Source organism: Caulobacter sp. AVps16 (genome assembly GCF_058681455.1).
This window is the reverse complement of the sequence record NZ_CM178739.1, coordinates 1,522,827-1,547,552: the sequence shown is the minus strand read 5'-3', so window position 1 is coordinate 1,547,552 and position 24,726 is coordinate 1,522,827. Positions and strand designations below refer to the sequence as shown.

Sequence of the window (24,726 nt, the reverse complement as noted above, 5' to 3'; positions counted from 1 at the left end):
AAAGACCTCGGACTTGTGGAGAGAGACGATGCTGGAAGCTGGCGACAAGGCTCCCGAATTTGACCTGCCGACCGATACGGGCCGGGTCAGCCTCGCGAGCCTGAAGGGCAAGAAGATCGTTCTCTATTTCTACCCCAAGGACGACACCTCGGGCTGCACGTCCGAAGCCCTGCAGTTTTCGTCCGAGGTCGAGGAATTCGCCAAGGTCGGCGCGGTGATCGTTGGGGTCTCGAAAGACAGTGCCGCCTCACATGCCAAGTTTCGCAAGAAGCATGACCTGACCGTCGAACTCGCCGCCGACACCACAGGTGAGATCGTCGAAACCTACGGTGCCTGGGTCGAGAAGAGCATGTACGGCCGCAAGTACATGGGGATCGACCGCTCGACCTTCCTGATCGACGCTGAAGGCGTCGTTCGCGAAGTCTGGCGCAAGGTAAAGGTGCCGGGTCACATCAAGGCGGTTCTGACCGCCGCCAAGGCGCTGAAATAGCGCCCGGAGTCGCCTGAGGCGGAACCAGGTCCGCGCACCGGTGTTGTATTTGCGCCGCGCCCCTCAGCCAAGTGGCAACAAACCGGACCCCGGACTTGCTGATCCTGTTCAGCTCGCATTAACGATTTGCGGGGTAAGCTCTATTTTCCGACTCACGCTCTCCTGGAGCGTGAAGAGCCTTGCGCGGCTGCGCAATATCGTTGCATATCCCCGTGTTCTGTAAACGGGGGTTTCGTGAGCGATGGCCATCAAACGCTTCAAGCGACTGCGCCAATCCCTCGAAGGTCTGTTCCCTGAAAGGCATCTCTATATCCGCTCAGGCGGTGAGATGCGGGGCTACGTCTTCTCGACCAACAAGCAGCTTTTGGCCGCGACCGCCGTCGGCTGCGCCGCGCTGTGGATGGGCGTCTGCACCGCCGCCATGATGGTCAATGCCCTGGCGGTCAGCTCGACCGACCAGCAGGTCATCAAGCAGCGCGCCTATTATGAGCGGCTCAATGCCGACCGTCAGGCCCGGCTGAACAGCGCCGTCGCCCAGCTTTCCGCCACCAACGGTTCCCTGGACGAACTGGCGGCCTCCGTCGAAAAGCGCCACTCGGCGCTCGCCATGCTGGTCAGCGACTTCAAGGGGGTGCCCGGTGCCGCCGACGCCCTCAAGACCTCACAGCCCCACCTTCTCGCGGCGACACCGGTCCAGCGCATCCAGGCCACCCGGATGGATCAGGAACGCCTGATTGACGCTGCCGAGACCTTTGCCAAGAGCCGCGCCGAGCGCCTGCGACTGGCCATGCGGATGGCCGGCCTCGACGCCAGCAACTATACCGGCCGCGGCGTCTCCCTGGGTGGCCCCCTGATCGAAGCCAAGGACCCCCGCGCCCTCGCCGCCGTCCTCGACGTCGACGAAGAGTTCGCAACCCGTATCCACCGCGCCGCGACCGACATGTCCGACATGCGTTCGCTGAATGCCGCGGCACAAAAGCTTCCCTTCTTCCGCCCCACCAGCAATCCGGCCATGAGCAGCAGCTACGGCGTGCGGTTTGATCCGTTCACGCGCCGGCCGGCCTTCCATTCGGGGCTGGATTTCCCGGGCGCGTTCTACACCCCGATCATGTCGACCGCGCCGGGCGTGGTGTCGTTCACCGGCGTTCGGTCCGGCTACGGCAATACGGTCGAGGTCGACCATGGCGGCGGCTTCAAGACCCGCTACGCCCACCTGCAGGCTATCGCCGTGCGCGTGGGCCAACGGGTCGCGATCGGCCAGCGCGTCGGGGCCATGGGCTCGACCGGCCGGTCGACCGGGCCGCACCTGCACTACGAAGTCTGGGCCAATGGCAGGGCCCAGAACCCTAATCGCTTTTTGAAGGCTGGTGAGTATGTTCAGCAAGCAAACTAAAGGCTCCACCAAGGGCCCGGCCAAGATCGAGCCCCTGCCCACGCCCGTCGCCAGTGTTGACCAGGTGCGCAAGGTCGCCCCGAAAGTGGCGTCCCTGATCTCGGCCGACATCACCATCGAAGGTGGCGTCACCGGTGATGGCGAACTGCAGATCGACGGCGTCGTGCGAGGCGATGTGCGCGTGGGTCGCCTGACGGTCGGTGAAACCGGTCACGTCGAAGGCTCGGTCTATGCCGAGGCCGTCGAGGTCCGCGGCCGGGTGGTCGGTGCCATCACCTCCAAGCAGGTCCGCCTGTACGGCACGTCCTATATCGACGGCGACATCACCCACGAACAACTGGCCATGGAAACCGGTGCCTTCTTCCAGGGCCGCAGCCTGAAGTTCCAGCGTCCGGCTCATCAGCCGGCTCCGGTCCCCACGCCCGTCCTCAGTTCGGTCCCCGAGCCGCAGGCCAAACCAGCCTAACCCCGAGACACGATCAAGAAAAACGCCCCGGATCACTCCGGGGCGTTTTGCTTTTCAGGGCTCTACCCTTGGTCAGGCGTCGCGGGTGGCACCGACCCGCTGGGCGAGAGACGCGCCCATGAACGCGTCCAGATCGCCATCCAGCACCCCCTGGGTGTCGGAGGTTTCGACATTGGTCCGCAGGTCCTTGACCATCTGATAGGGCTGCAGGACGTAGCTGCGGATCTGGTGACCCCAGCCGATGTCGGTCTTCTGGTCTTCAAGCGCCTGCTGGGCGGCTTCCCGCTTCTGCAGTTCGGCCTCATAGAGGCGCGCGCGCAGCATCTTCCAGGCCTCTTCGCGGTTCTGGTGCTGCGAGCGGCCAGACTGGCAGGCGACGGCAATACCGGTCGGAATGTGCGTCAGACGCACCGCCGAGTCGGTCTTGTTGATGTGCTGCCCACCGGCACCGCTGGCGCGGTAGGTGTCTGTGCGCACGTCCGAAGGGTTGATCTCGATCTCGATCGTGTCATCCACCACCGGGTAGACCCAGGCCGAGGCGAAGCTGGTATGGCGCTTGGCGGCCGCGTCATAGGGGCTGATGCGCACCAGGCGGTGCACCCCGGCCTCGGTCTTCAGCCAGCCATAGGCATTGGGCCCCTTGACCAGCAGGGTCGCAGACTTGATGCCGACCTGGTCACCGGAGGTTTCTTCTACCAGTTCCACGCTCATCTTGTGCGCGTTCGCCCAGCGCGAATACATCCGGAGAAGCATGCCGGCCCAGTCGCAGGACTCGGTCCCGCCCGCGCCGGAATTGATCTCGACATAGCAGTCATTGCCGTCAGCCTCGCCAGACAGCAGAGCCTCCAGCTCAGCGCGACCAGCCCGCTCCTTGAGGTCCTTCAGCTGGGCGCGGGCATCCTCCAGCAGGGCTTCGTCGCCCTCCATGTCCGCCAACTCGGCATATTCCAGCGCATCCTTCAGGCCCTGTTCAAGGGCCTGAACGGCTTCAACGCGCACCGCAAGGCCCGCGCGTTCGCGCGAGACAGCCTGGGCTTCAGCGGGCTTGTCCCACAAGGTCGGGTCCTCGACCCGGGCGTTCAGCTCATCGAGCTTTCGAAGTGCGGCATCCCAGTCAAAGACGCCTCCTGAGCAGTCCTACGGACTGCTCGATGTCGGCCGCAGAGGCCTCAACATCCGGTCGCATCACGTTACTCCGTGACAAAAAGAAGGGGCGCGGGAGATAGCCCGCGTCGGACGGCGGCGCAACGCCGATGATGGATCAATAGAGGCCGCTCAGAGGATCAACAGTCTTGGGCGGAGGTTTGGCCGCCTCTGCAGCGTTGTTGGCTCCAGTCGGCGTCCCATTCGGCCATGTGGTCGAATAGGGCTGGGGGCCGTCTACCGCAGCCGGAACTTCGGTTTTCGGCTCTGTGCCCGGACGGAAAGCCTCCCGGATCCCGCGCACCATGGCGAACTTGGCCGTCTTTGGCGGCTTGAAGTCGCTGACCGGCTGGCCCTTCAGGGCGACCTTCATGAAGTCCATGAACACCGGCACGGGTCCGGCCGCGCCCGTTTCACCCTCGCCCAGTGAACGGTTGTCATCAAAGCCGATAAACACCCCGACCACCAGGTTGGGCGAGTAGCCGACGAACCAGGCGCTGCGGTATTCATTGGTGGTCCCGGTCTTGCCCGCCAGGGGGCGTCCCAGGGAACTGACGGCGGCAGCCGTGCCACGCTGCACGACACCCTGCAGCATCGACGTGATCTGGTAGGCGGTGACAGGGTCCATGACCTGCTCGCCCGGGGCCGCAAAGCGCGGACTCTCGTCGCCATTGAATCCGGCAGTACAGCGCACGCATTCACGCTTGTCGGCGCGGAAGATGACCTTGCCTTCGCGGTCCTGGACCAGTTCGATCAGGTGAGGCTCGACCCGGCGGCCCCCATTGACGAACGGCGCATAGGCCGATGTCAGCTTGAACGGCGTGGTCTCGCCCGCCCCCAGGGCCATGGCCAGGACCGGTTGCATGTCGCGCACGACACCGGTGCGCTTGGAGAAGTCGATGATCTTGCGCATCCCGACGCTTTGGGCGAGGCGCACGGTCATGGCATTGATGGACTGTTCCAGGCCCTTGCGCAGGGGTTGAGCGCCATAGAACTCCTTGTGGTAGTTCTCCGGGCTCCAGTCCTCGCCATTCGCGCCTTTGAGGGTAATGGCGCTATCGACGATCACGCTGGCCGGGGTGTAGCCGTTCTCAAGAGCGGCGGCATAGACGAACGGTTTGAAGGCCGAGCCGGGCTGACGCATCGCCTGGGTGGCGCGGTTGAAATTCGACAGCGAGAAGCTGTAGCCCCCGACGAGGGCCACGACACGGCCACTGAAGGGTTCGATGGCCACCAGGGCCCCGTTGACGGCCGGCACCTGCCGCAGGCGATAGGTGGCTGCACCTTCGACCTTCTCGACAAAGACCAGATCGCCGGCTTTCAGACCCTTGCCCGCCCTGGCCCAGGCCATATCTTCACTGACGATGGCCCCTTCGCCCTCGCCCTTGACCAGTCGAACCCGACCATCACCTGACACCACGACGGCCGCACGCCACCCCTGACGCTCCGAAGGCGGGTTCTTGCCGCGCGCGGCCTTCTCCCAGTCTGCGTCATCGGCGGTCACATGCCCCCAGGCACCCCGCCAGCCGTGACGACGATCGTAACGCTCGAGGCCGTCCATCAGCGCGACACGCGCCGCAGTCTGCATGCGCGGATCCAGGGTCGTGCGCATGTAATAGCCGCCCTCGCTGAGGCGCGGTCCGAGGGTCGCGACGCCACGCTGGCGCACTTCCTCGACGAAATAGTCGGCATCACGATAGGCGGCACGCTTGGGTGCCGCCTGAACCACCAGATCCTCGGCCATGGCCTTTTGAGCGTCAGCCTGTGAGACCCAGCCCAGTTCGGCCATCTGGCCCAGGATCCAGTCCCGACGCCCCTTGGCCTTGGCCTTGTTGCGGATCGGATGATAGTTGTCCGGCCCCTTGGGTAGGGCCGCCAGATAGGCGGACTCAGCCAAGGTCAGCTCCGGCAGGGACTTGCCAAAATAGTTGTACGAGGCCGCGCCGACGCCGAACGAGCGGTAGCCCAGCCAGATTTCGTTGAGATACAGCTCAAGGATCTGCTGCTTGTCGAGCGACTGCTCCAGGCGATGGGCCAGGATCGCTTCCTTGAACTTGCGCCCGACCGTGGCGTCACTGGTCAGCAGAACGTTCTTGGCGACCTGCTGGGTGATCGTCGAACCGCCCTCCAGTCGCCGGCCCCGCGCGGCATTGCCGACGTTCTTGAGCATGGCGCGCGAAAAGCCGCCGACATCGACACCGCTATGGCGGAAGAAATTGCGGTCCTCGGCGGCCATGAAGGCCTGGGCCAGTTGCGGCGGGATCTGGTCATAGGGGACGAAGATCCGGCGCTCCTTGGAGTACTCGCCGATCAGGGTCCCGTCCCAGGCATAGACGCGCGTCGCCGTCGGCGGACGATAGTCCTGCAGTTCACCGGCATCGGGCATGTCGTGGAACAGCCACGCCGCATAGACGGCGATCGCAAAGCCCGCCACGGCGATCGCGGAAAGCACCGCAACGCCGGCGATGGCCATCCATCGTTCGGTGGGTTTCAGATCCACACGGCCTCCGTCGGACGACGCACTCTCGCCCGCCCTGCTCTCATCCTCTAGAGCCCGATCCGCAAAAGTGTAAGCGGTTTTGCGGTCAAAAGGCCGCGTCCGGACTCTGACTCAAGCCTCTAGCCTGCATCGGGGCGGGCGCCAACGGCGCGCTTGCCTCAGGACTTGCGGATCTGGGCCGAGAAATAGGACTCAATCGCGTCCCCGACGGCATTGACGATGCGGGTCCGGCTGGCGGGGTTGCTCAGCAGACGCTCGTCATCGGGATTGGTGATGAAACCCATCTCGAGCAGCACGGCGGGGACATCCGGTGCCAGGAGCACAATAAAGCCCGCGTCACGATGGCTGCGACGCAGAAGGGGCGTCTCCTCCCCCACCCGGTCCAGCAAGAGTTGGGCGAAGGCGGCGGAGCGGTTCTTGGTAGCCCGCTGCGACAGATCCAGCAGAATCTGGCTGACCGCGCGATCACGGCCCGGCAGGTTGGCCTTCATCAGCCAGTCGTCTTTTTCGAGCACCCGCGCCACGCGCTCAGTGCCCTTTTCAGACAGGGTGTAGACGCTGGCACCCCGCGTGGTGGCGTCGGGGCCCGAGTCCGCATGCATTGAGATGAAGAGATCGGCATCCGACCGGCGGGCAATCTGGACACGCGCCTCCAGCGGAATGAAGGTGTCAGTCTCCCGCGTCATCACGACCTGGAATCGGCCCGTACGCTCCAGCCTGGCCTTAAGCGCTTTCGCGGCAGCGAGGGTGACGTCCTTTTCGTAGACAGAGGCCCCCATTGAGCCGGGATCCTTGCCGCCATGGCCGGCGTCGATGACGATCACCTTCTTGAGCCGCAGAGGCGGTGCCTTGACGGGGTTGGAAGCAAAGGTGAGCTTCGGCGCGGCCTCGGGGACGGTGCCGTCCGTTGCGATCAAATCAATCACATAGCGATAGGCCGTGGCTCCATCACCGGGCGGCAGCAGAAACCGCCGCCGGACCTCGGCCCGACCGGCCAGATCGAGGCGAAGGCGCGCGCCGCCCCCGGCCTCGTCGATCACCCAGCGCTTGACCAGGCCCTGACCGGCCCCCTGCAGGTCACCCGAGACCGAAACATTGGGCAGGCCGATGACAATACGTTGATCAAGGGCACCGTCGGCGATCAGACGCCCGACAGCAGCGCGATCCAGGTCGATCACCACCCGGGTTTCGGCGCGATCGCCGCCAAAACGAACTTTTTGAACACCGGATGCCGGCGCAGGGCCCTGGGCGGTGGCAACCGCCACGCCGGCCAGGGTCAGGCCGCCGACGATCAACGCCGCTCGCAACCAGCCCGTTCGCGCTAAACCGATGAGAACTCTGCGCATCCCTCGCCCAAGTATTCCGATGCCGGTGGACCAACCGCCACTATCGGGCATCCGCGGTAGCGAAAGGGTTAAATCAGGGCCTGTTGTCCAGAGCTTTCCTTTTGCCTCGCGATGTTGCTACAATTCGCCGGCGTGCGAGCGACGTGATCGTCATGGAAGCTCGCGCGAGCGACCGCGTAGCGTTGGTGGCCTTTCGCCACCTTCACGACGTGCGCCGCGACTAGACGAGTTATCCGAGGATCGACCCCTTGTCCGCAGGCAGATGCCTGTCTTGGGAGAAGTCCACAGGGCCCGCGTCGGGCTTTCCGCCTTCCGGCGACGACGCGCCATCCGATCCGCGCCACTTCGGTGCGACCCGGTAAACCATCCAGTCCGCGCCTCACGGTGCGGTAGAGAAAACAGAAACCTCATGGGCTGCGCCGCACCCGTCCGCCATTGGCATCCGACCTCTCGCAACCGCACTGGCGGAGCGACGGACGGTGACGCGCGCGCCTGTCTTTCATTTCGGCGACCGGGCCAGGAGCCCGTCGTGCGCCGTGGAGATTCCCTTAATGTCGAAGAAGATGCTTATCGACGCAGCACACGCCGAAGAGACGCGTGTGGTCGTCGTGGACGGAACCCGGGTTGAAGAATTCGATTTCGAAAGCCAGACCCGCAAACAGCTTCGCGGAAACATCTATCTCGCCAAGGTAACCCGCGTCGAACCCAGCCTGCAGGCGGCGTTCATCGAGTATGGCGGCAATCGCCACGGGTTCCTCGCCTTCAACGAGATCCATCCCGACTACTACCAGATCCCGGTCGCCGACCGGGAAGCGCTCATGCGCGACGACTCGCACGATGACGAGGACGACCATGTCTCCGCCCGTCGCGATGACGAGGATGGCGATCACGTCGACGACGAGGAAGACGCCGTCGAAGAAGAACTGGCGCGCCGCAAGCGCCGGCTGATGCGCAAGTACAAGATCCAGGAAGTGATCCGCCGCCGGCAGATCATGCTGGTTCAGGTCGTCAAGGAAGAGCGTGGGAACAAGGGCGCGGCCCTGACCACCTACCTGTCCCTGGCCGGCCGCTATGGCGTTCTGATGCCCAATACGGCGCGGGGCGGCGGCATCAGCCGCAAGATCACGACGGTCACTGACCGCAAGCGCCTCAAGAGCGTGGTCCAGAGCCTCGATGTGCCCCAGGGCATGGGCCTGATCATCCGCACGGCCGGTGCCAAGCGCACCAAGGCGGAAATCAAGCGCGACTATGACTACCTGCTGCGCCTGTGGGAGAACATTCGCGAGACCACCCTGCATTCGGTGGCCCCGGCGCTGATCTACGAGGAAGAAGACCTCGTCAAACGCGCCATCCGCGACATGTACGACAAGGAACTGGAAGGCATCTGGGTCGAGGGTGAAGCCGGCTTCCGCGAAGCGCGCGACTTCATGCGCATGCTGATGCCCAGCCAGGCCAAGAAGGTGTTCCACTACCGCGATCCGGCGCCGCTGTTCGTCAAGCACCGTATCGAAGACCATCTGGCGCAGATCTATTCGCCGGTCGTGCCCCTGCGCTCAGGCGGCTATCTGGTCATCAACCAGACCGAAGCCCTGGTCGCCATCGACGTCAATTCCGGCAAGGCGACGCGCGAGCGCAACATCGAGGCGACCGCTCTCAAGACCAATACCGAAGCCGCAGAAGAAGCGGCCCGCCAGCTGCGCCTGCGCGACCTGGCCGGGCTGATCGTCATCGACTTCATCGACATGGATGAAGGCAAGAACAACCGCGCCGTCGAGAAGGTCCTCAAGGACGCGCTCAAGGACGATCGCGCCCGCATCCAGATGGGCAAGATCAGCGGTTTTGGCCTGATGGAAATCAGCCGCCAGCGCCGCCGCACGGGCGTCCTGGAAGGCACCACCCACGTCTGCGAACACTGCGAAGGCACCGGCCGGGTCCGTTCGGTCGAGTCCAGCGCCCTGGCGGCCCTGCGGGCCGTCGAGGTCGAGGCCCTGAAGGGCAGCGGTGCCATCACCCTGAAGGTCTCGCGCGCCGTCGGCATCTATATCCTGAACGAAAAGCGCGCCTACCTGGTCCGCCTGCAGCAGACCCACGGCCTGTTCGTGACGGTGCTGGTCGACGAGAGCCTCCACGCGGCCGAGAACGAGATCGAGCGCACCGAGCTGGGCGAACGCATCGCCATCGCCCCGCCGCCTCTGTCGGAAGAGGACTTCGACGACGAGGCCTATGACGACGAGGATGAAGCCGACGAGGACGAAGAAATCCTCGATGAAGAGTCGCTCGACGATGAAGACGGCGATGATGACGCCTCGGCCGTCCGCGCTGCAGCTCGCGCCAAGCCTCGGACTGAGCCTGCCAGTGACGACAGCGACCGCAATCGCAAGCGCAAGCGGCGCCGGCGCGGGCGTCGTGACGATGTCGACGCCGGCTCGGAAGATGAAACCTCGGAAGAGGCCGAAGGTGAAGACGACGCCGAAGGGGACCGCAGCGACTTCGCCATCGAGGGTGAGGACGAAGAAGCCCGCCGCCGCCGCCGCCGCCGCGGCCGCCGGGGCGGTCGTCGCGGGGGTCGCGAAGACGGTGATCGTCCGACCGACGCCTTCGTCTGGATCCGTCCGCGTGTCCCGTTCGGCGACAGCGCCTTTGCCTGGCATGACCCCGCAGCCCTGGACGGCCGTGGCGGCGAGCCGCGCCGACCTGCGCCTGAGCCGACCCAGGCCGCGGCCAAACCAGAGCGTGCGGAACGGGCCGAACGGTCGGAACGACCAGAACGGGCCGAACGGTCCGAAGGCCGCTCAAGCCGCAACCGTGGTCGCGGCCGAGGCGAACGTGATGCGCGGCCTGCCGCCATTCAGCCTGTGGCCGATGTCGAGCTGCCGCCGATTCCGACCGTCATCGCCGAGCCTCCGCCCAGCGACATCTGGGTCGAACTGCCGGCCCCCAGCGTCGATGCGCCGAAAAAGGCCCGCCGCCCCCGCTCACGCGGTCGCAAGGGTGACGCCCCGGTGATCGAGGACACCATCGAGGCCACCTCCGACGCCGCTGCGCCGGAAGAGGCCGCGCCGGTGGAGCCCGTGGCCGTCGAGCCTGTTTCAGTGCCCCAGGTCGCTGAGCCGCCGGCGGTAGAGGTGCAAGCCGCGCCCGAGCCGACCCCGGCCGTGGAAGCGGTTATCGCGCCGACGGCCCCGGTCACGCCGGACCCGGCCGAAATCACCACCCCCCCGGCCAAGCCGCGTGGCGGCTGGTGGCGCCGGGGCTGATGCCCGTTGATGGACGGCCGGACTCTGGTCTGGCCGTCCATGACCCCCATATGCCAGTGTCGCGAACGAAAGCGACGGTTCACAGACCGGCAAGTAGCGCGCTAGACTGGCCTCAATCGCGGGGGCGCGACTGGAGACGCTGGATGACCTCGCGAAAGCGGTGGGCTGAACTAAGGCTTCGCGCCCTGTGCTCCGTGACCCTGGTCACGGCACTGACCCTTTCAACCTGGGCTCCTGCCGCCGCCCAGGAAGGGCCCTCTCTGATCCGCGACACCGAGATCGAGGAAATCCTGCATCGTGATGCGGATCCGATCTTCGAGGCGGCGGGGCTGGATTCCCGAACCGTTCGTATCCTGCTGGTCGGCGACAAGTCCCTGAACGCCTTCGCGACCCAGGGTCTGATGATGGGCCTGAATACCGGCCTGATCCTGCAGACCGAGACGCCCAACCAACTGAAGGGTGTCATTGCTCACGAAGCCGGGCACCTGGCCGGCGGTCACCCGATCCGGTCTTCAGAAATGATGCGCGCCGGCCTCAAGCCGATGATCCTGACCATGGGCCTTGGCGTGCTGGCTGCCCTGGCCGGGGCCCCGGACGCCGGTGCCGTGCTGTTGGGCAACGCCTCCTATTTCGGGACCCTCGGCGCGCTCGGCTATAGCCGGGACCAGGAGTCGCGCGCCGACCAGGCCGCCGCGGGTTTCCTGGAAGCGACCGGTCAGTCCGGCCGCGGGCTGGTCGAGTTTTTCGACAATTTCCGCTACCAGGAAGTCTTTGATCAGGCCCGGCGGTTCGCCTATTTCCGCAGCCACCCCCTGTCCTCAGAGCGGATCGAGACCCTGCGCAGCCGGGTTGAGCGCCAGTCCCACTACGACGCCGTGGACAGTCCGGCGGACCTGGCCGAGCATCAGATCATGCGGGCCAAGCTCGAAGGGTTTCTCAACCCTCAGATTGCGCTGATGAAATACAGGGAAGCCGATACCAGCTTCCCGGCCCGCTATGCCCGCGCGATCGCCTATTATCAGATGAAGGAGCCCGACCGGGCCCTGAAACTGATCGACGGCCTGCTCGAGGACAATCCCGAGAACCCGTATCTGTGGGAACTGAAGGGTCAGGTCCTGTTCGAGTTCAATCGCGTCGAACAGGCCGAAGCGCCTCAGAGAAAGTCCGTGGCCCTGAAGCCCGACGCTCCCCTGCTGCGCATCAATCTGGGCCAGACCCTGATCAGCCTGAAGGACACCGCCAAGGTCGAGGAGGGTGTGCGCGAGCTCAAGCGCGCCCTTCTCAATGACAACGACAATGCCGTGACCTGGCGTTTGCTGGCCCAGGCCTATGACAAGCAGGGCAAGGACGGCGACGCGCGTCTGGCGACCGCGGAACAGTATTTCTCGCTCGGCGCGGCCCAGGAGGCGCGAGTCTTCGCCATGCGGGCACGAGAGCTCCTGACCAAGGACACCCCCGAGTGGCGACGGGCCACGGATATCGTCCTGGCCTCGCGTCCGAGCAATCAGGACCTTAAGGATCTCGCCAAGGAAGGCGCGACCCAGTCCGTTTTCCGTCGTTAAACCAGACCCCAAACCTGAGACTCTTATGAGCCCTTTCCGCCGCCCCGGCGCCCTCGTCCTGTCTTTCGCCCTTTCGGGCATCCTCCTGGGGGCCTGCGCTCCGGCCAAGGCCGACAAGGAGTTTGGCGACAAGGTTCGCGCCTATCTTCTGGAGCACCCCGAAGTGCTGTTGGAAGTCAGCGCCAAGCTGGAGCAGAAACAGGCCACCAAGGCCGCCGAGGCCGGACGCAAGGCGCTTGATCAGTTCCGGCAGGCCATCGAACGCGATCCCCGCGATTTCGTCGCCAATCCGAACGGCACGATCACGGTCACCGAGTTCTTCGATTACCGGTGTGGCTATTGCCGGCTCGCCGCGCCGGAGATCCTGAAGCTGATCGCCGAAAACCCGGATGTGCGGTTTGTCTTCAAGGACTTCGTGATCTTCGGCCGCGACTCCGAAGCCGCCGCACGCCTGATGCTGGGAGCCAAGGCCCAGGGCAAGTCCCTGCTGCTGCACCGGGCCTTGATGGCCGAGAAGAGCCTGGATGAAGCCTCAGCCTACCGCATCGCGGCCGGCCTGGGCATTGACGTTGCCAAGGCTCGCAGTCTTGGCGCATCGGCAGGCGTAACCCAGCACCTCGCCGACACCCACGCCCTGGCCCAGTCCCTGGCCATCGAAGGCACGCCGGCCTACATCGTCGGGGACACCATCATTCCCGGGGCCGACATTCAGGCCCTGAAACTGGCGATCGCCAAGGCCAAGGCTGCGGCGCTGAAACGCGCCTAGATCAGACCCGCGAGAGGCGAGCTCGGATCGGCGTAGCGACGCATCGGCATACGTCCGGCCAGATAGGCCTCGCGGCCGGCGATCACCGCATGCTTCATCGCGCGCGCCATGCGGATCGGGTCCTTGGCCTCGGCGATGGCCGTGTTCATCAGGATGGCGTCGCAGCCCAGTTCCATGCCGATCGCAGCATCCGAGGCTGTGCCGACCCCGGCGTCGACCAGAACGGGAACCTTGGCGTTCTCGATGATGATGCGCAGATTGACCCGGTTCTGAATGCCGAGGCCTGACCCGATCGGGGCCCCCAGCGGCATGATCGCCACGGCCCCGGCCTCCTCGAGCTTGCGGCAATAGACCGGATCGTCCGAGCAATAGACCATGACCTGAAACCCGTCAGCGACGAGCAGTTTCAGAGACCGAAGCGTCTCCTCCATGTCGGGGAAGAGGGTCTTGGGATCGGAAAGGACTTCCAGCTTCACCAGGTCCCAGCCACCGGCCTCGCGGGCCAGGCGCAGAGTTCGCACCGCATCCTCGCCGGTGAAACAGCCCGCCGTATTGGGCAGGTAGGTGAAGCGGTCCTGCTTGATGTAGTCGACCAGCAGGGGCTGGCTCGGGTCGGTGAGATTCACCCTCCGGACCGCCACGGTGACGATCTCGGCACCGGCGGCCTCTGCCGCTGCGGCATTGGTCGCATAGTCCTTGTACTTGCCCGTGCCGACGATCAGGCGCGAGGTGAAGGTACGACCGGCGACCGTCCAGCTGTCGTCGGAGGTCAGGGCGGATTCGGGGGAAACATGCGCGTTCATGGGGGTGGTTTACGCCCCGGCAGGCGCGGATTCAAACCTGTCGGTCAGCCGCCGCCGATAAATGTCACGATCTCGATCCGATCGCCGTCCGTCAGGGCCGTTTCACCATAGGTCGATCGCGGCACGATCTCGAGATTGCGTTCCACAGCGACCTTGCGGGCGTCGAGACCCAGGACGTGAACCAGATCTGCGACGCTGGTAACGTCAGCGATGTCTCGCTCGTCGCCATTCAGAAAAAGCCTCATCTCACCTCCTGCGCGAGCGCTGCTTGTGACCCGGCGGAACCGGCTATACAAGACCTTCGGAATCGACGGCGGAGCCGAATGGTAAAACCGATCCATGTGCTGAGCGGCCCCAATCTCAACTTGTTGGGAACGCGTGAGCCCGAGATCTATGGCAAGGACACGCTGGACGATGTCCGGGCGCGCTGCGAGGCGCGTGCGGCAACGCATGGCCATTCGGTGGTCTTCCTTCAGTCCAACCATGAGGGCCAGTTGATCGACTGGGTCCAGGAGGCGCGTGTGTCGGCTTCCGCCCTGATCCTCAACCCGGCTGGCTACGGCCACACCTCGATCGCCTTGCTGGATGCCCTCAAGACCTTGAGCATCCCGGTGATCGAGTGCCACCTGTCCAACCCGGCGGCCAGGGAGGAATTCCGCCGCCATACGTATGTCTCGCTGGCAGCCACGGGGATCGTCTCCGGCTTCGGCGCGGCGAGTTATGAACTGGCGATCGAGGCCGCTATCGGCCTGATCGGCGCGAACTAGGTCCTGCCCGCCGCTGGGTCAAACCCTGCGGGCCACGAGAACAAGGTAGCTTCAATGTCCAATTCCAAGGCTTCCGCCGATCCGGTCGAAACTCCGTCGATCGACGCCCGCCTGGTCCGCAAACTGGCGGACATCCTGAAGGACACCGGCCTGAGCGAAATCGAGGTCGAGCACGCCGGACTGAAGATCCGGGTCGCGCGCGAACTGACCGTGGCCGCCTCGGCCACAACCTATGTCCAGGCCCCGCAAGCCTATGCGCCGCAACCTGCGCCGGCACCTATGGCTGCAGCGGCTCCGGTCGCTGAAGCGCCCGCCGCAGCCGCGCCCGCCGCACGCGCCGCCGGCGATCTGGTCAAGTCGCCGATGGTCGGCACCGTCTACATGTCGCCGCAGCCCGGCGCGGACGCCTTCATCAAGGTCGGTGACACGGTCGCAGCGGGCCAGACCCTGCTGATCGTCGAGGCCATGAAGACGATGAACCCGATCTCGGCCCCGAAGGCCGGCAAGGTCGTCGAGATCCTCGTCGGTGACGCCCAGCCCGTCGAGTTCGGCGAACCCCTCGTCGTCATCGAGTAACGATCATGTTTGACAAGATTCTGATCGCGAACCGGGGCGAGATCGCGCTCCGGGTTCACCGCGCCTGCAAGGAAATGGGCATCGCCACTGTGGCGGTCCACTCCGAGGCCGACTCCAACTCCATGTGGGTGCGCCTGGCCGACGAAAGCGTCTGCATCGGCCCCGCCCCCGCCGCCAAGAGCTACCTGAACATCCCGTCGATCATCGCCGCTTGCGAGATCACCGGCGCCCAGGCGGTCCACCCAGGCTACGGCTTCCTCTCCGAGAACGCCCGCTTCGCCGAGATCGTGGGCGCACACGGCTTCACCTTCATCGGTCCCAAGCCGGAACATATCCGGATGATGGGCGACAAGATCACCGCCAAGCAGGCCGTGAAGGACGCCGGCATCCCCGTCGTTCCGGGTTCCGACGGCGGCGTGGCGACCGAGGAAGAGGCCTTTGCGGCCGCCGACATGATCGGCTTCCCCGTGCTGATCAAGGCCGCCTCCGGCGGCGGCGGTCGCGGCATGAAGGTCGCCCAGACGCGTGAGGATCTGGCCGAAGCGGTTTCGACCGCCCGCTCGGAAGCCCGTGCGGCCTTCGGCGACGACACGGTCTATATGGAGCGCTACCTCCAGAAGCCGCGCCACATCGAGATCCAGGTCATCGCCGACAGCCACGGCAATGTCGTGCACCTGGGCGAACGCGACTGTTCGCTGCAGCGCCGCCACCAGAAGGTTCTGGAAGAAGCCCCCTCGCCCGCCCTCGGCGCCGCTGATCGCGCCAAGATCGGCAAGATCGTCGTCGATGCGGTCAAGGCCATCGGCTATCTCGGCGTCGGCACCATCGAGTTCCTGTGGGAGAACGGCGAGTTCTTCTTCATCGAGATGAACACCCGCCTGCAGGTCGAACATCCGGTCACCGAGGCCATCACCGGCATCGACCTGGTCCGCGAGCAGATCCGCATCGCCGCAGGCCTGCCCCTGTCCTTCACCCAGGCCGATGTGGTGTTCGAAGGCCACGCCATCGAGTGCCGGATCAATGCCGAGAACGCCCGGACCTTCACGCCCTCGCCGGGCACCATCACTGACTTCCACGCCCCCGGCGGCCTGGGCGTTCGCCTGGATTCGGCGATCTATACCGGCTACGCGATCCCGCCCTATTACGACAGCCTGATCGGCAAGCTGATCGTCCATGGCCGCGACCGTCAGGAGTGCATTGCCCGCCTGAGGCGCTGCCTGGGCGAGATGGTCGTCGGCGGTATCGAAACCACGATCCCGCTGTTCCAGGACCTGCTGGTCCAGCCAGACATCCTGGCGGGCGACTACGACATCCACTGGCTGGAGCGCTGGATCAAGGCGCAGGGCTAGGGCTGGCGAAGGCGCGCGGATGGACGCCTTCACAGTCGATGATCTGATCCGATGCTACGAGCGCGGCGTCTTTCCGATGGCCGACGCGCGTGAGGATGACAGCATCTTCCTGATCGACCCGGAGCGACGGGGCGTGTTGCCGCTTGAGGGCGTCCACATCCCCCGTCGCCTCGCGCGGACGGTTCGTTCGGATCTCTTCCAGGTCCGGATCGACAGCGCCTTCGATGGCGTCGTTGAGGCCTGCGCGGCCTCCCGTCCCGGCCGGCTGGAAACCTGGATCAATGCCCCGATCCAGCAGATGTATGGGGCGCTGTTTGCCCGTGGCCTGGCCCACTCCGTCGAATGCTGGCGGGACGGCCGGATGGTCGGGGGTCTCTACGGCGTCGCCTTGGGCGCGGCCTTTTTCGGCGAAAGCATGTTTTCGACCGAACGCGACGCCAGCAAGGTGGCTCTGGCCCACCTGACGGCGCGGCTGAAGTTCGGCGGCTACACGCTGCTCGACACCCAGTTCATCACCGACCATCTGCAGCAGTTCGGAGCCGTCGAAATTCCGAGAGCAGACTACCGGCGGCGTCTCAGGAGCGCCTTGCCGGGCCTGGCCGACTTCTACCGCTTCTCGGCGGGCGCAACCGGCGCGGAGGTCTTGCAGGCGATCAGCCAGGCGTCATAGACGGGATGCTGCAACGGGTTCATGCCCGGCGAATTGGCGTACATCCAGCCCTTGTAGACCTGGCGCCCGGGAGGGGCGACCCGACCGGCCACAGCCTTGGGCTGGGTATCGACCAGGACATAGGCCGTGGATTCCGGAGCCACTTCGTCGGAGGCCGAGGTCTCGCAAGCCCGCACCGTGAAGATCAGCGTCTTGTAACGGATGGGCTGGCCGACCGGGGCCTCGAACCGCATGGTTTCGGTGGTCACCTTGTCGAGCGCCTGCAGAATGGCGACGTTCGAACGCGCCCGCTTGGCCGGCTCGAGCGGCTTTGACACTGTTGCTGGCTTGACGGCGGCGGGCTTGGCGACCGGTGGTTCTTCCACGGCATCGCTTTGAATGACCGGCGTTGCCGGCCGCGGCTGGACCGAGTCCGGTGCCGGAGCAACGGGGGCCGACGGGGCCTGCAGGGCTACAGGAGCGGTCGATTGACGCGCGGACACGCCGCCAACAGCCGCCAGGCTAAGGGCCAGCACGACCAGGCCGAGTTTCGCCCTGCGGGTCATCAGACCTATTCCGGCTTCCAGGGCTGGTAGTCGCTCGTCGCTACGGCGCGCTCTCCGCCCCGCGACAGGGAGCCCTTTGGACGCCAGGCGTGGACGGTCCCGGTCAGGTTGGGGATGTGATCCTTTTCCCAGCTGCGACGCGGCAGCGGGTTCGTGGTCGGCGGCTCATCGAAGGTATAGTGCAACCAGCCGCTCCATTCGGCCGGCACCTTCGAAGCCTCGGCATAGCCGTCATAGATAACCCAGCGGCGCTTGTGGCTGTCATAGCTGTCGCTGGCGTCACGGGCTTCGAAATAGCGATTGCCGAAATCGTCCTGACCCACGAACACGCCGCGACGGCCAATGTGGAAGCGCTGACCGAGGGTCGCGCCGTTCCACCACGTGAAGATCGCTTTCAGCACTACTTCTGCACCCGAGTTTGCAAGGCCTTCATGATCGCGCCCAGCACGACGAAGCGCTCGGACTATAGGCCGCGCAGCCTCTAGCGTCCAGCTTCTGACCGGGCGATGGCAATTCAACATCTTGTGGATGGTATGCAACTGGACCCCCACATCTATTGAAGCGCCGCGGACCTCGATCTAGATTGTCGGCCTCTTGGCGCTCAGCCGCGGAATCGCCCATGCGCAGTCAGTCCGGAATTGTCGATCAACCTTACCGGGCGGAACGTCGCGAGCTTGAGCGCTGCAACGGCGTCGTTGAGGTCCTCGCACCCTCCACCTGGACCGATGCTCGGGTCGAAGCCTGGCTGGATTGGTTCGGTGAACCCCAGGCGGCAGACGAACTCTTGGGAGGCGGGCCGGCCCGCTATGCCGAAGGTCTCGCCAAGGCGGGCCTGGCCAAGGGCCTGTTCGCCGATCCTGCGGATGCCGGCGCGTTCCAGGACGCACTGCTGACGACCATGCTCAGCGGCCTGGCGACGCCAGGCTCGGCCGGGTTGGCCCTGACGCCCCTGCCAGACATCGCCGAGATCGAATTTCGCCACGCCGCCGAAGCCCAGCTGGGGCGCCTGAGAAGCCATGCCCTGGCCAGCAGGGCCGCTGGACGGCTGGACGCTGCCCTTGCCCAGGTGGGAGACACCGTCCAGCGCTGCCATGGCGACGCCAAGGCCTGCGCAGATCCCCGCAAGAACAGCGCCCTCGCCCGCGCCGCCCGCCGGGCCCGCGACCTTGGGGCCGATGACCGGATGATCTCCGAAGCCATCGCCCTGGCCGGCGCCAGCCGGACACCGCTGCTTGATCACAGCGCGCCGCCGAAAATCTCGATAGTGGCGTCTGGCTCGCGCGCCACCGTTTCTGCCGGCGATGACAATGCCAGTTTCGCCGCCCAGATCGGCTGGGAAACCAGTGCCCTGACCCTGGCCCTATCCCTGGAAGACACCGAAGTCCTGGCCCGCGGGAGCGGGTTTGGTGCAGTGATCGATGCCTGCGCCTTTCAGAAGGACGACGGCTTCGACATCCAGGGCTTCACCTATGCCGTTCACATCTGGGCGACGGCGCTGGAAATCGAGCGCGGGGAACAGCCCGCAAGGCTCGGCCTGGCCGGCGTCGGCGACTGGCTGCTGACCCAGGGCCTGTCCCTGGCGAGCAGTGACGGTCGCGACGGTGCCGCAGCCCTCTGGGCGCTGACCGTCGGTGCCGCCCTGTCCGCCAGTGCGGAAGCCGCTGCAAGCCTGGGGGCCGAACCGGCCTTCATCCAGGATCGGCAGATTGTCCTGCGCGGTCTCGCCGAGCGACGGGTACGGGCAGCCGCCCTGCGTTCACCCCTGGCCTCGGAAGCGGCCACGGCCCTGGCCATGGCCCACGGCCTGGCCAAGAAGCATGGACTGCGGTCCTGCGCCCTGATCTCGGCTTTCGAGGACCCCGAAGCGGCCCTCCGGCTGGGTGCTCGCCCAACGGGCTGGGCGGGTGTCGCATCGCCGGTATCCGTCACCCAGACCGCGGATGGCCTGCTCGTGCCGGCGTTCAGCGCCGCCGCCTTCGGATGCCTGTCCGGGGCCAAGGCCGATATAGACGCCGCGCGCCGCCATGCCCTCGGCCATGGGTCTCTGATCGACTCTCCGGCCATCGACCACGCCGTCCTGCAGGCGCGAGGCTTTACATCCCACGAGATCGAACAGGTCGAGGACACTCTGAGATCGGCCAGCGGGCTTCGGCAGGCCTTTGCGCCGGCTATCGTCGGGGCCGGATTCCTGAGCGACGTCCTCGGTGCGCCATCCCGCGCCCTGGCCCAGGCCGATTTCGATACCCTGGCCTTTGCTGGCTTTTCGCCGGCCGAGATCCTCACCGCGGAGCACCATGCCCTCGGTACCGGCCGACTGGCCGACTGCGAGGCCCTCAGCCCCGAAATCCGTGCCGTCTTTCTCTCCGCCGAAGCGCCGGTCTTGGCCGATCGCCTGGCCATGGCGGTGGCCGTGGAGACCTTCGCCTGCCTGCCGGTACCGGTTGAGCTGCACCTGCCCTTCGACTCCCGGCCGGCGGATGGTGCGCGCCTGCAGGCCGCAGCCGCCCGCGCCGGGGTACGCGCCCTTCGCCTGCAACGGGCCGAGCCGCCGGCCAGCTTCAAGCTGGACCTGCCGGAAGAACCCGTCGAGACGCCGCGACCGGCGGCTCGCGAGCCCATCGTCACAGAGCGGGTCATTGAGAAGATCGTCGAGCGTGACCGCTCGCGCCGCAAGCTTCCGGACCGCCGCAAGGGCTATATCCAGAAGGCGGCCGTCGGGGGTCACAAGGTCTATCTGCATACCGGCGAGTATGACGATGGCGAGGTCGGCGAGATCTTCATCGACATGCACAAGGAAGGCGCCGCCTTCCGCAGCCTGATGAACAACTTTGCCATCGCCGTGTCGCTGGGCCTGCAGCATGGCGTGCCTCTGGACGAATTTGTCGATGCCTTTGTCTTCACGCGCTTTGAGCCGGCCGGACCGGTAACGGGCAACGACTCCATCAAGTCGGCGACCTCGATCCTCGACTATGTCTTCCGCGAACTCGGCGTTTCCTATCTCGGCCGGGACGACCTCGCCAATGCTGACCCGCAGGAGTTCAATGCGGACGGCCTGGGCCACGGCAAGGCCGACGCTCCCGAGGCTGCGGCCGAGCCCCTGCCCGCCAGCAAGTTCATCTCCAAGGGCTTCTCGCGCGGCGCGGCCACAGACAACCTCGTCTTCCTGCCGTTTGGTGGACGCAAGCTCGAGGACAGTGGACGGGCCGCCAGCAGCGAAGCCGACTTCTGCCCGGCCTGCGGCGACATCGCCCTGACACAGCGCGGTGCCATCACGGTCTGTGACAGCTGCGGGACCCAGTCCAACCGCTCTGAGCCGGCCAGCTGATCCTCGCCGGGGGTCCCTGTTCGTCTGGCCTTAAGGTTGCTGAGCCATGGTCCTAGCGCCTTTACCCGCCAGGATGCGTTCCAGAATGACACCGATCGCCCGCCTTGCCGCCCTTGTCCTCAGCCTTGCCACTGTGGCGAGCGCCCAGCCTGTGCTGGCCCAGAACGCCGGGCAGATCGCCAAGGTGCGCAAGGGTGCCAGTTGCCCGGGTTGCAATCTCTTTCAGGCGGACCTTACCGGCCTGACCCTGCGCGGCCTCAATCTGTCCGGAGCACGACTGCGCCAGGCCGAGCTCTCCACGGTCGTCATGAACCGCACCCGTTTCGCGAGGGCGGATCTTCGCGATGCCAATGCCTATGGCGGCGTATTCAGCGGAGCCAGCTTTGCCGGGGCGGATCTGACCAATGCCAGCTTTGTCGGCACCTACCTTGCGGGGGCCAATTTCACCGGGGCCAATCTGGGTGGTGTCAATTTCTCGGGGGCCGAAATGAACCGCGCCCTGGGACTGACCCAGGCCCAGCTGAACCGGGCCTGCGGCGATCCCGCCACCCGTTTACCGCGTGGCCTTACCCTCCCCGGTTGCCGTTAAGGTCCTGTCATTACGGCGATTTAAGTGGCGCCGGGCGGCTCCCGGCCCCAAATCGTATCCATGCCGTCGCGTACTGACGGGTAGGAGAACATCATGTCCCGCATGGGCGTTTCACTCGCGGTTCTGACCCTGGCTCTTTCGACCCTGGCCGGACAGGCCCAAGCCGGTCCTGAGGACAAGGACGTCGCTCGGCTGGTGTCGTTCGGCGGCATGTGCGTCAGCTGCGAGCTGTCGGGCCGTAAGCTGACCGGTGCCAAGTTCACCGGTGCCAATTTCGACCGCGCGATCCTGATTGGCGCGGACCTCCGGGGTGCAGCCTTCTACGGCTCCAACTTCTCAGGTGCGGATCTGAGCCGTGCCGATCTTCGCGGGGCCGAGATGCGGGGTGCCAATTTCGTCAATGCCAACTTTTCCGATGCCCGCCTGTCGGGCGTGGAAAGCAGCGGCGCAAACCTGGCCAATGCCAATCTCAGCCGCGCCGACTTCTCATCATCTGAACTGCACGGTGCCAACATGGTCGGGGCCAATCTCGGCAAGGCCAACTTCTCCAGTGCGGAACTGACAGGGGCCAACCTGATGTCGGTCAATGCCCGCGGAGCCGATTTCCGGAACGCCGAGCTCAATGCCGCCAACCTGACCGGCGGCCGGTTCGACCAGACCGACCTGCGGGGCGTGGAGATGACCGGGGCGACCCTGCGCGGCGCGATCTTCCATGGTGCCGATTTCCGAGGCGCGGACCTGTCGGGCGCGTCACTGGGTGGCGCGGACCTTTCCAATGCGAAGGGTCTGGACCAGGATCAGCTGGACGAGGCCTGCGGGGACAGCTCGACCCGACTGCCGCGCGGACTGACGGTGCGTGCCTGCCGTGGCGAGCGGCGGCAGATCCGCGTGATGGTCGACTTCCAGCGGGCCAAGGCCGAGGCCGAGGCTCAGCGCGCCGCCGCCGAAGGGCAACGGGCGGCCGCAGAGGCCCAGCGCGCGGCTCAGGCTGCAATCCCCAAGCCGCCCAAGCCGCCAGCACCGCCCAAGCCCCCCAAGTACTAGCCGCAAAATCAAAAGGCCCTGGTCTCACGACCAGGGCCTTTTTCATTCAAGCGAAGGTCTGGAAACTAGACCTTGATCGGCGGTGCCGAACGGATGTGCAGTTCCTTGTACTGCCGGTCCTGGGCTTCAGCCGGGGCATTCATCAGCAGATCCTGGCCCTGCTGGTTCAGCGGGAAGGCGATGACCTCCCGGATGGCGACCTGCTCGGCGAGCAGCATGACGATGCGGTCGATGCCGGGGGCCAGACCGCCGTGCGGGGGAGCCCCGAAGCGGAAGGCGTTCAGCATGCCGCCAAACTGCTCCTCGACAACCTCGGCGCCATAGCCGGCGGTCTCGAAGGCCTTGAGCATGATCTCGGGCTTGTGGTTCCGGATCGCGCCCGAGCACAGCTCGTAGCCATTGCAGACGATGTCGTACTGATAGGCGCGGATGGTCAGGGGGTCCTGGGTCTCCAGGGCCTCCAGACCGCCCTGCGGCATCGAGAACGGGTTGTGCGAGAAGTCGACGCGCTTTTCGTCCTCGTTCCACTCGAACATCGGGAAGTCGACGATCCAGCAGAACTTGAACTGCTCTTCGTCCACCAGCTTCAGCTCGGTGCCGACGCGAGTGCGAGCCAGACCGGCGAACTTGGCGAAGACAGCCGGATCGCCGGCCACGAAGAAGGCGGCGTCGCCGTTCTTCAGGCCGAGGCTCTCCATCAGGGCCGAGACTGGTTCCCCGAGGTTCTTGGCGATCGGGCCACCCCAGCCGCCCTGGTCTTCCGACCAGAAGACATAGCCAAGGCCGGGCTGGCCTTCGCCCTGGGCCCAGCTGTTCATGCGGTCGCAGAAGGCGCGGCTGCCGCCGGTCGGTGCGGGAATGGCCCACACCTTGTTCTTGGCATCAGCGCCGAGGATCTTGGCGAACAGGCCAAAGCCGCCGTCGCGGAAATGCTCGGAGACATCCTGCATCTTGATCGGGTTGCGCAGGTCAGGCTTGTCGCTGCCGTACCAGGCCATCGACTGGGCATAGGTCAGGCGCTCAAAACCCTTGTGCTCCAGCGACGCGCCGAAATCGTTGGTGAAGGTATGGGTGCCCGAGATCGGCGAGACCGGCTTGCCGCCCGAGAATTCCTCGAACACGCCGTGCATCACCGGCTCGATGGCCGCGAACACGTCTTCCTGGGTGACGAAGCTCATCTCGACGTCGAGCTGGTAGAATTCCAGCGAGCGGTCGGCGCGCAGGTCTTCGTCGCGGAAGCACGGGGCGATCTGGAAGTAGCGGTCGAAGCCCGAGACCATCAGCAGCTGTTTGAACTGCTGCGGGGCCTGAGGCAGAGCGTAGAACTTGCCAGGATGCAGACGCGACGGCACCAGGAAGTCGCGTGCGCCTTCCGGCGATGAGGCCGTCAGGATCGGGGTCTGATACTCAAGGAAACCCTGCTCGACCATGCGGTGACGGATCGAGTGGATCACCTTGCTGCGCAGCACGATGTTCTTGTGCAGGGTCTCGCGGCGCAGATCCAGATAGCGGTGCTTGAGGCGGATTTCTTCGGGATAGTCCGGCTCGCCGAACACCGGCAGCGGCAGCTCGGCGGCTTCCGAAAGCACTTCCACGGCGGTGACGTGGATCTCGATCTCGCCGGTCGGCAGGTTGGGATTTACCGCCGCGGCGTCGCGGGCCAGCACCTTGCCATCCACCTTGATCACGCTCTCGGCGCGCAGGCGCTCGACGATGGCGAAGCCGGGCGTTTCGGGATGCAGGACCAGTTGGGTCAGGCCGTAGTGATCGCGCAGGTCGATAAAGACCAGGCCACCATGGTCGCGCTTGCGATGGATCCAGCCTGAGACCCGGACATCGGCGCCGGTGTCGGAAGCCCGAAGGGCGCCGCAGGTGTGGGTGCGGTAGGCGTGCATCGTGGTCATGACAAAGTCTTCGAAAGTCGCGGGAACGCGTTGATTTGCAAGGCGCGGAAAGGCGCATGGGGGGGCGTTGATGTCAAGGATTCTGAGGTTTCACCCATGATCCTTTCCCTCTGAAATCACGAGCTCGCGCGTTGGCGGGGGCCTGGCCTATTCCGCATGCAGGCCCACCGAACGGCCCCTTGGCGCCTGAAAAGCTCGGCATTGACTTCCCGAATTACCACCGTAATTCTA

22 protein-coding genes are annotated in these 24,726 nt (G+C 65.5%); 14 read left to right on the top strand and 8 right to left on the bottom strand.

What is annotated here, in order from left to right; all coding sequences use genetic code 11:
- Positions 1–28: 28 nt before the first annotated feature.
- From ACW17U_RS07535 to ACW17U_RS07525, 3 genes are all read left to right on the top strand, one after another.
- On the top strand, positions 29–490 hold the full coding sequence (locus tag ACW17U_RS07535; protein ID WP_062146546.1) for a peroxiredoxin: 462 nt from the start codon (positions 29–31) through the stop codon (positions 488–490).
- Positions 491–731: 241 nt separating this feature from the next.
- Positions 732–1,883: a peptidoglycan DD-metalloendopeptidase family protein gene (locus ACW17U_RS07530; protein ID WP_062146548.1), complete on the top strand. Its 1,152-nt coding sequence runs from the start codon at positions 732–734 to the stop codon at positions 1,881–1,883.
- Complete coding sequence (locus ACW17U_RS07525) at positions 1,864–2,349, top strand: bactofilin family protein (protein WP_062146550.1); 486 nt, start codon at positions 1,864–1,866, stop codon at positions 2,347–2,349. The genes ACW17U_RS07530 and ACW17U_RS07525 overlap by 20 nt, the downstream gene beginning before the upstream one ends.
- A 72-nt stretch (positions 2,350–2,421) precedes the next feature.
- Here ACW17U_RS07525 and prfB read toward each other — a convergent pair.
- From prfB to ACW17U_RS07510, 3 genes are all read right to left on the bottom strand, one after another.
- Positions 2,422–3,535, bottom strand: a protein-coding gene (prfB, locus tag ACW17U_RS07520) for a peptide chain release factor 2 (RefSeq protein ID WP_492055422.1) whose coding sequence is annotated in 2 segments (ribosomal slippage) — positions 2,422–3,465 and positions 3,467–3,535 — 1,113 coding nt in all. Because the reading frame shifts where the segments join, the coding sequence is not laid out codon by codon here.
- Between the two features lie 75 nt (positions 3,536–3,610).
- On the bottom strand, positions 3,611–5,992 hold the full coding sequence (locus ACW17U_RS07515) for a penicillin-binding protein 1A (protein ID WP_062146553.1): 2,382 nt from the start codon (positions 5,990–5,992) through the stop codon (positions 3,611–3,613).
- A gap of 158 nt (positions 5,993–6,150) precedes the next feature.
- On the bottom strand, positions 6,151–7,338 hold the full coding sequence (locus ACW17U_RS07510; protein WP_062146555.1) for an N-acetylmuramoyl-L-alanine amidase: 1,188 nt from the start codon (positions 7,336–7,338) through the stop codon (positions 6,151–6,153).
- 409 nt (positions 7,339–7,747) lie between these two features.
- Here ACW17U_RS07510 and ACW17U_RS07505 point away from each other — a divergent pair, with 409 nt between their 5' ends.
- The 4 genes from ACW17U_RS07505 (at position 7,748) to ACW17U_RS07490 (ending at position 12,923) form a co-directional block, all read left to right on the top strand.
- Complete coding sequence (locus tag ACW17U_RS07505) at positions 7,748–7,966, top strand: hypothetical protein (protein WP_166504196.1); 219 nt, start codon at positions 7,748–7,750, stop codon at positions 7,964–7,966.
- Positions 7,890–10,595 (top strand): Rne/Rng family ribonuclease, encoded by a 2,706-nt coding sequence (locus tag ACW17U_RS07500; protein WP_492055421.1) that lies wholly within the window; start codon positions 7,890–7,892, stop codon positions 10,593–10,595. Before ACW17U_RS07505 ends, ACW17U_RS07500 begins: the two co-directional genes overlap by 77 nt.
- Positions 10,596–10,738: 143 nt before the next feature.
- Positions 10,739–12,157 carry a M48 family metalloprotease gene (locus ACW17U_RS07495; RefSeq protein WP_492055420.1) on the top strand — a complete coding sequence of 473 codons (1,419 nt, stop codon included), beginning with the start codon at positions 10,739–10,741 and terminating at the stop codon, positions 12,155–12,157.
- Positions 12,158–12,182: 25 nt separating this feature from the next.
- Positions 12,183–12,923, top strand: a complete 741-nt coding sequence (locus ACW17U_RS07490; protein ID WP_062146561.1) for a DsbA family protein — start codon at positions 12,183–12,185, stop codon at positions 12,921–12,923.
- Here ACW17U_RS07490 and ACW17U_RS07485 read toward each other — a convergent pair.
- Both ACW17U_RS07485 and thiS read right to left on the bottom strand, forming a co-directional pair.
- On the bottom strand, positions 12,920–13,726 hold the full coding sequence (locus ACW17U_RS07485; protein ID WP_492055419.1) for a thiazole synthase: 807 nt from the start codon (positions 13,724–13,726) through the stop codon (positions 12,920–12,922). The genes ACW17U_RS07490 and ACW17U_RS07485 overlap by 4 nt on opposite strands.
- Positions 13,727–13,770: 44 nt before the next feature.
- Entirely contained in the window at positions 13,771–13,971 is a 201-nt protein-coding gene (gene thiS, locus ACW17U_RS07480) for a sulfur carrier protein ThiS (protein ID WP_492055418.1), read from the bottom strand.
- A 78-nt stretch (positions 13,972–14,049) separates the two neighbouring features.
- Between thiS and aroQ the strand changes: the two genes are divergently transcribed.
- From aroQ to aat, 4 genes are read left to right on the top strand one after another with little or no spacing between them, the layout of a single operon-like run.
- A complete protein-coding gene (gene aroQ, locus ACW17U_RS07475; RefSeq protein WP_062146567.1) occupies positions 14,050–14,493 on the top strand; it encodes a type II 3-dehydroquinate dehydratase in 444 nt (147 codons plus the stop codon).
- 54 nt (positions 14,494–14,547) lie between these two features.
- Positions 14,548–15,069 carry an acetyl-CoA carboxylase biotin carboxyl carrier protein gene (gene accB, locus ACW17U_RS07470; RefSeq protein WP_492055417.1) on the top strand — a complete coding sequence of 174 codons (522 nt, stop codon included), beginning with the start codon at positions 14,548–14,550 and terminating at the stop codon, positions 15,067–15,069.
- 5 nt (positions 15,070–15,074) lie between these two features.
- Positions 15,075–16,418: an acetyl-CoA carboxylase biotin carboxylase subunit gene (gene accC / locus ACW17U_RS07465; RefSeq protein WP_492055416.1), complete on the top strand. Its 1,344-nt coding sequence runs from the start codon at positions 15,075–15,077 to the stop codon at positions 16,416–16,418.
- A gap of 19 nt (positions 16,419–16,437) precedes the next feature.
- A complete protein-coding gene (aat, locus tag ACW17U_RS07460) occupies positions 16,438–17,088 on the top strand; it encodes a leucyl/phenylalanyl-tRNA--protein transferase (RefSeq protein WP_492055415.1) in 651 nt (216 codons plus the stop codon).
- On the opposite strand, the gene ACW17U_RS07455 is transcribed toward aat, so the two are convergent.
- Both ACW17U_RS07455 and ACW17U_RS07450 read right to left on the bottom strand, forming a co-directional pair.
- On the bottom strand, positions 17,025–17,633 hold the full coding sequence (locus tag ACW17U_RS07455) for a DUF2155 domain-containing protein (RefSeq protein ID WP_492055414.1): 609 nt from the start codon (positions 17,631–17,633) through the stop codon (positions 17,025–17,027). The genes aat and ACW17U_RS07455 overlap by 64 nt on opposite strands.
- 5 nt (positions 17,634–17,638) lie before the next feature.
- A complete protein-coding gene (locus tag ACW17U_RS07450; protein ID WP_062146577.1) occupies positions 17,639–18,034 on the bottom strand; it encodes an NADH:ubiquinone oxidoreductase subunit NDUFA12 in 396 nt (131 codons plus the stop codon).
- Positions 18,035–18,252: 218 nt separating this feature from the next.
- On the opposite strand from ACW17U_RS07450, the gene ACW17U_RS07445 reads away from it, so the two are divergent.
- The 3 genes from ACW17U_RS07445 (at position 18,253) to ACW17U_RS07435 (ending at position 22,591) form a co-directional block, all read left to right on the top strand.
- Positions 18,253–20,958 (top strand): TSCPD domain-containing protein, encoded by a 2,706-nt coding sequence (locus tag ACW17U_RS07445; RefSeq protein WP_492055413.1) that lies wholly within the window; start codon positions 18,253–18,255, stop codon positions 20,956–20,958.
- 85 nt (positions 20,959–21,043) lie between these two features.
- Positions 21,044–21,547 carry a pentapeptide repeat-containing protein gene (locus ACW17U_RS07440; protein WP_062146581.1) on the top strand — a complete coding sequence of 168 codons (504 nt, stop codon included), beginning with the start codon at positions 21,044–21,046 and terminating at the stop codon, positions 21,545–21,547.
- A 93-nt stretch (positions 21,548–21,640) separates the two neighbouring features.
- On the top strand, positions 21,641–22,591 hold the full coding sequence (locus ACW17U_RS07435; protein ID WP_062146583.1) for a pentapeptide repeat-containing protein: 951 nt from the start codon (positions 21,641–21,643) through the stop codon (positions 22,589–22,591).
- Between the two features lie 65 nt (positions 22,592–22,656).
- Here the strand turns inward: ACW17U_RS07435 and aspS are convergent, their stop codons facing one another.
- The gene (aspS, locus tag ACW17U_RS07430) at positions 22,657–24,495 is read right to left on the bottom strand and encodes an aspartate--tRNA ligase (RefSeq protein ID WP_166504197.1); all 1,839 of its coding nucleotides are present in this window, start codon (positions 24,493–24,495) and stop codon (positions 22,657–22,659) included.
- Positions 24,496–24,726: the final 231 nt, after the last annotated feature.

Coding starts and splice junctions, on each gene's coding strand:
- ACW17U_RS07535 (WP_062146546.1), top strand. CDS start 29: ATGCTGGAAGCTGGCGACAAGGCTCCCGAATTTGACCTGCCGACCGAT.
- ACW17U_RS07530 (WP_062146548.1), top strand. CDS start 732: ATGGCCATCAAACGCTTCAAGCGACTGCGCCAATCCCTCGAAGGTCTG.
- ACW17U_RS07525 (WP_062146550.1), top strand. CDS start 1,864: ATGTTCAGCAAGCAAACTAAAGGCTCCACCAAGGGCCCGGCCAAGATC.
- ACW17U_RS07510 (WP_062146555.1), bottom strand. CDS start 7,338: ATGCGCAGAGTTCTCATCGGTTTAGCGCGAACGGGCTGGTTGCGAGCG.
- ACW17U_RS07505 (WP_166504196.1), top strand. CDS start 7,748: ATGGGCTGCGCCGCACCCGTCCGCCATTGGCATCCGACCTCTCGCAAC.
- ACW17U_RS07500 (WP_492055421.1), top strand. CDS start 7,890: ATGTCGAAGAAGATGCTTATCGACGCAGCACACGCCGAAGAGACGCGT.
- ACW17U_RS07495 (WP_492055420.1), top strand. CDS start 10,739: ATGACCTCGCGAAAGCGGTGGGCTGAACTAAGGCTTCGCGCCCTGTGC.
- ACW17U_RS07490 (WP_062146561.1), top strand. CDS start 12,183: ATGAGCCCTTTCCGCCGCCCCGGCGCCCTCGTCCTGTCTTTCGCCCTT.
- ACW17U_RS07485 (WP_492055419.1), bottom strand. CDS start 13,726: ATGAACGCGCATGTTTCCCCCGAATCCGCCCTGACCTCCGACGACAGC.
- thiS (WP_492055418.1), bottom strand. CDS start 13,971: ATGAGGCTTTTTCTGAATGGCGACGAGCGAGACATCGCTGACGTTACC.
- aroQ (WP_062146567.1), top strand. CDS start 14,050: ATGGTAAAACCGATCCATGTGCTGAGCGGCCCCAATCTCAACTTGTTG.
- accB (WP_492055417.1), top strand. CDS start 14,548: ATGTCCAATTCCAAGGCTTCCGCCGATCCGGTCGAAACTCCGTCGATC.
- accC (WP_492055416.1), top strand. CDS start 15,075: ATGTTTGACAAGATTCTGATCGCGAACCGGGGCGAGATCGCGCTCCGG.
- aat (WP_492055415.1), top strand. CDS start 16,438: ATGGACGCCTTCACAGTCGATGATCTGATCCGATGCTACGAGCGCGGC.
- ACW17U_RS07455 (WP_492055414.1), bottom strand. CDS start 17,633: ATGACCCGCAGGGCGAAACTCGGCCTGGTCGTGCTGGCCCTTAGCCTG.
- ACW17U_RS07445 (WP_492055413.1), top strand. CDS start 18,253: ATGCGCAGTCAGTCCGGAATTGTCGATCAACCTTACCGGGCGGAACGT.
- ACW17U_RS07440 (WP_062146581.1), top strand. CDS start 21,044: ATGACACCGATCGCCCGCCTTGCCGCCCTTGTCCTCAGCCTTGCCACT.
- ACW17U_RS07435 (WP_062146583.1), top strand. CDS start 21,641: ATGTCCCGCATGGGCGTTTCACTCGCGGTTCTGACCCTGGCTCTTTCG.
- aspS (WP_166504197.1), bottom strand. CDS start 24,495: ATGACCACGATGCACGCCTACCGCACCCACACCTGCGGCGCCCTTCGG.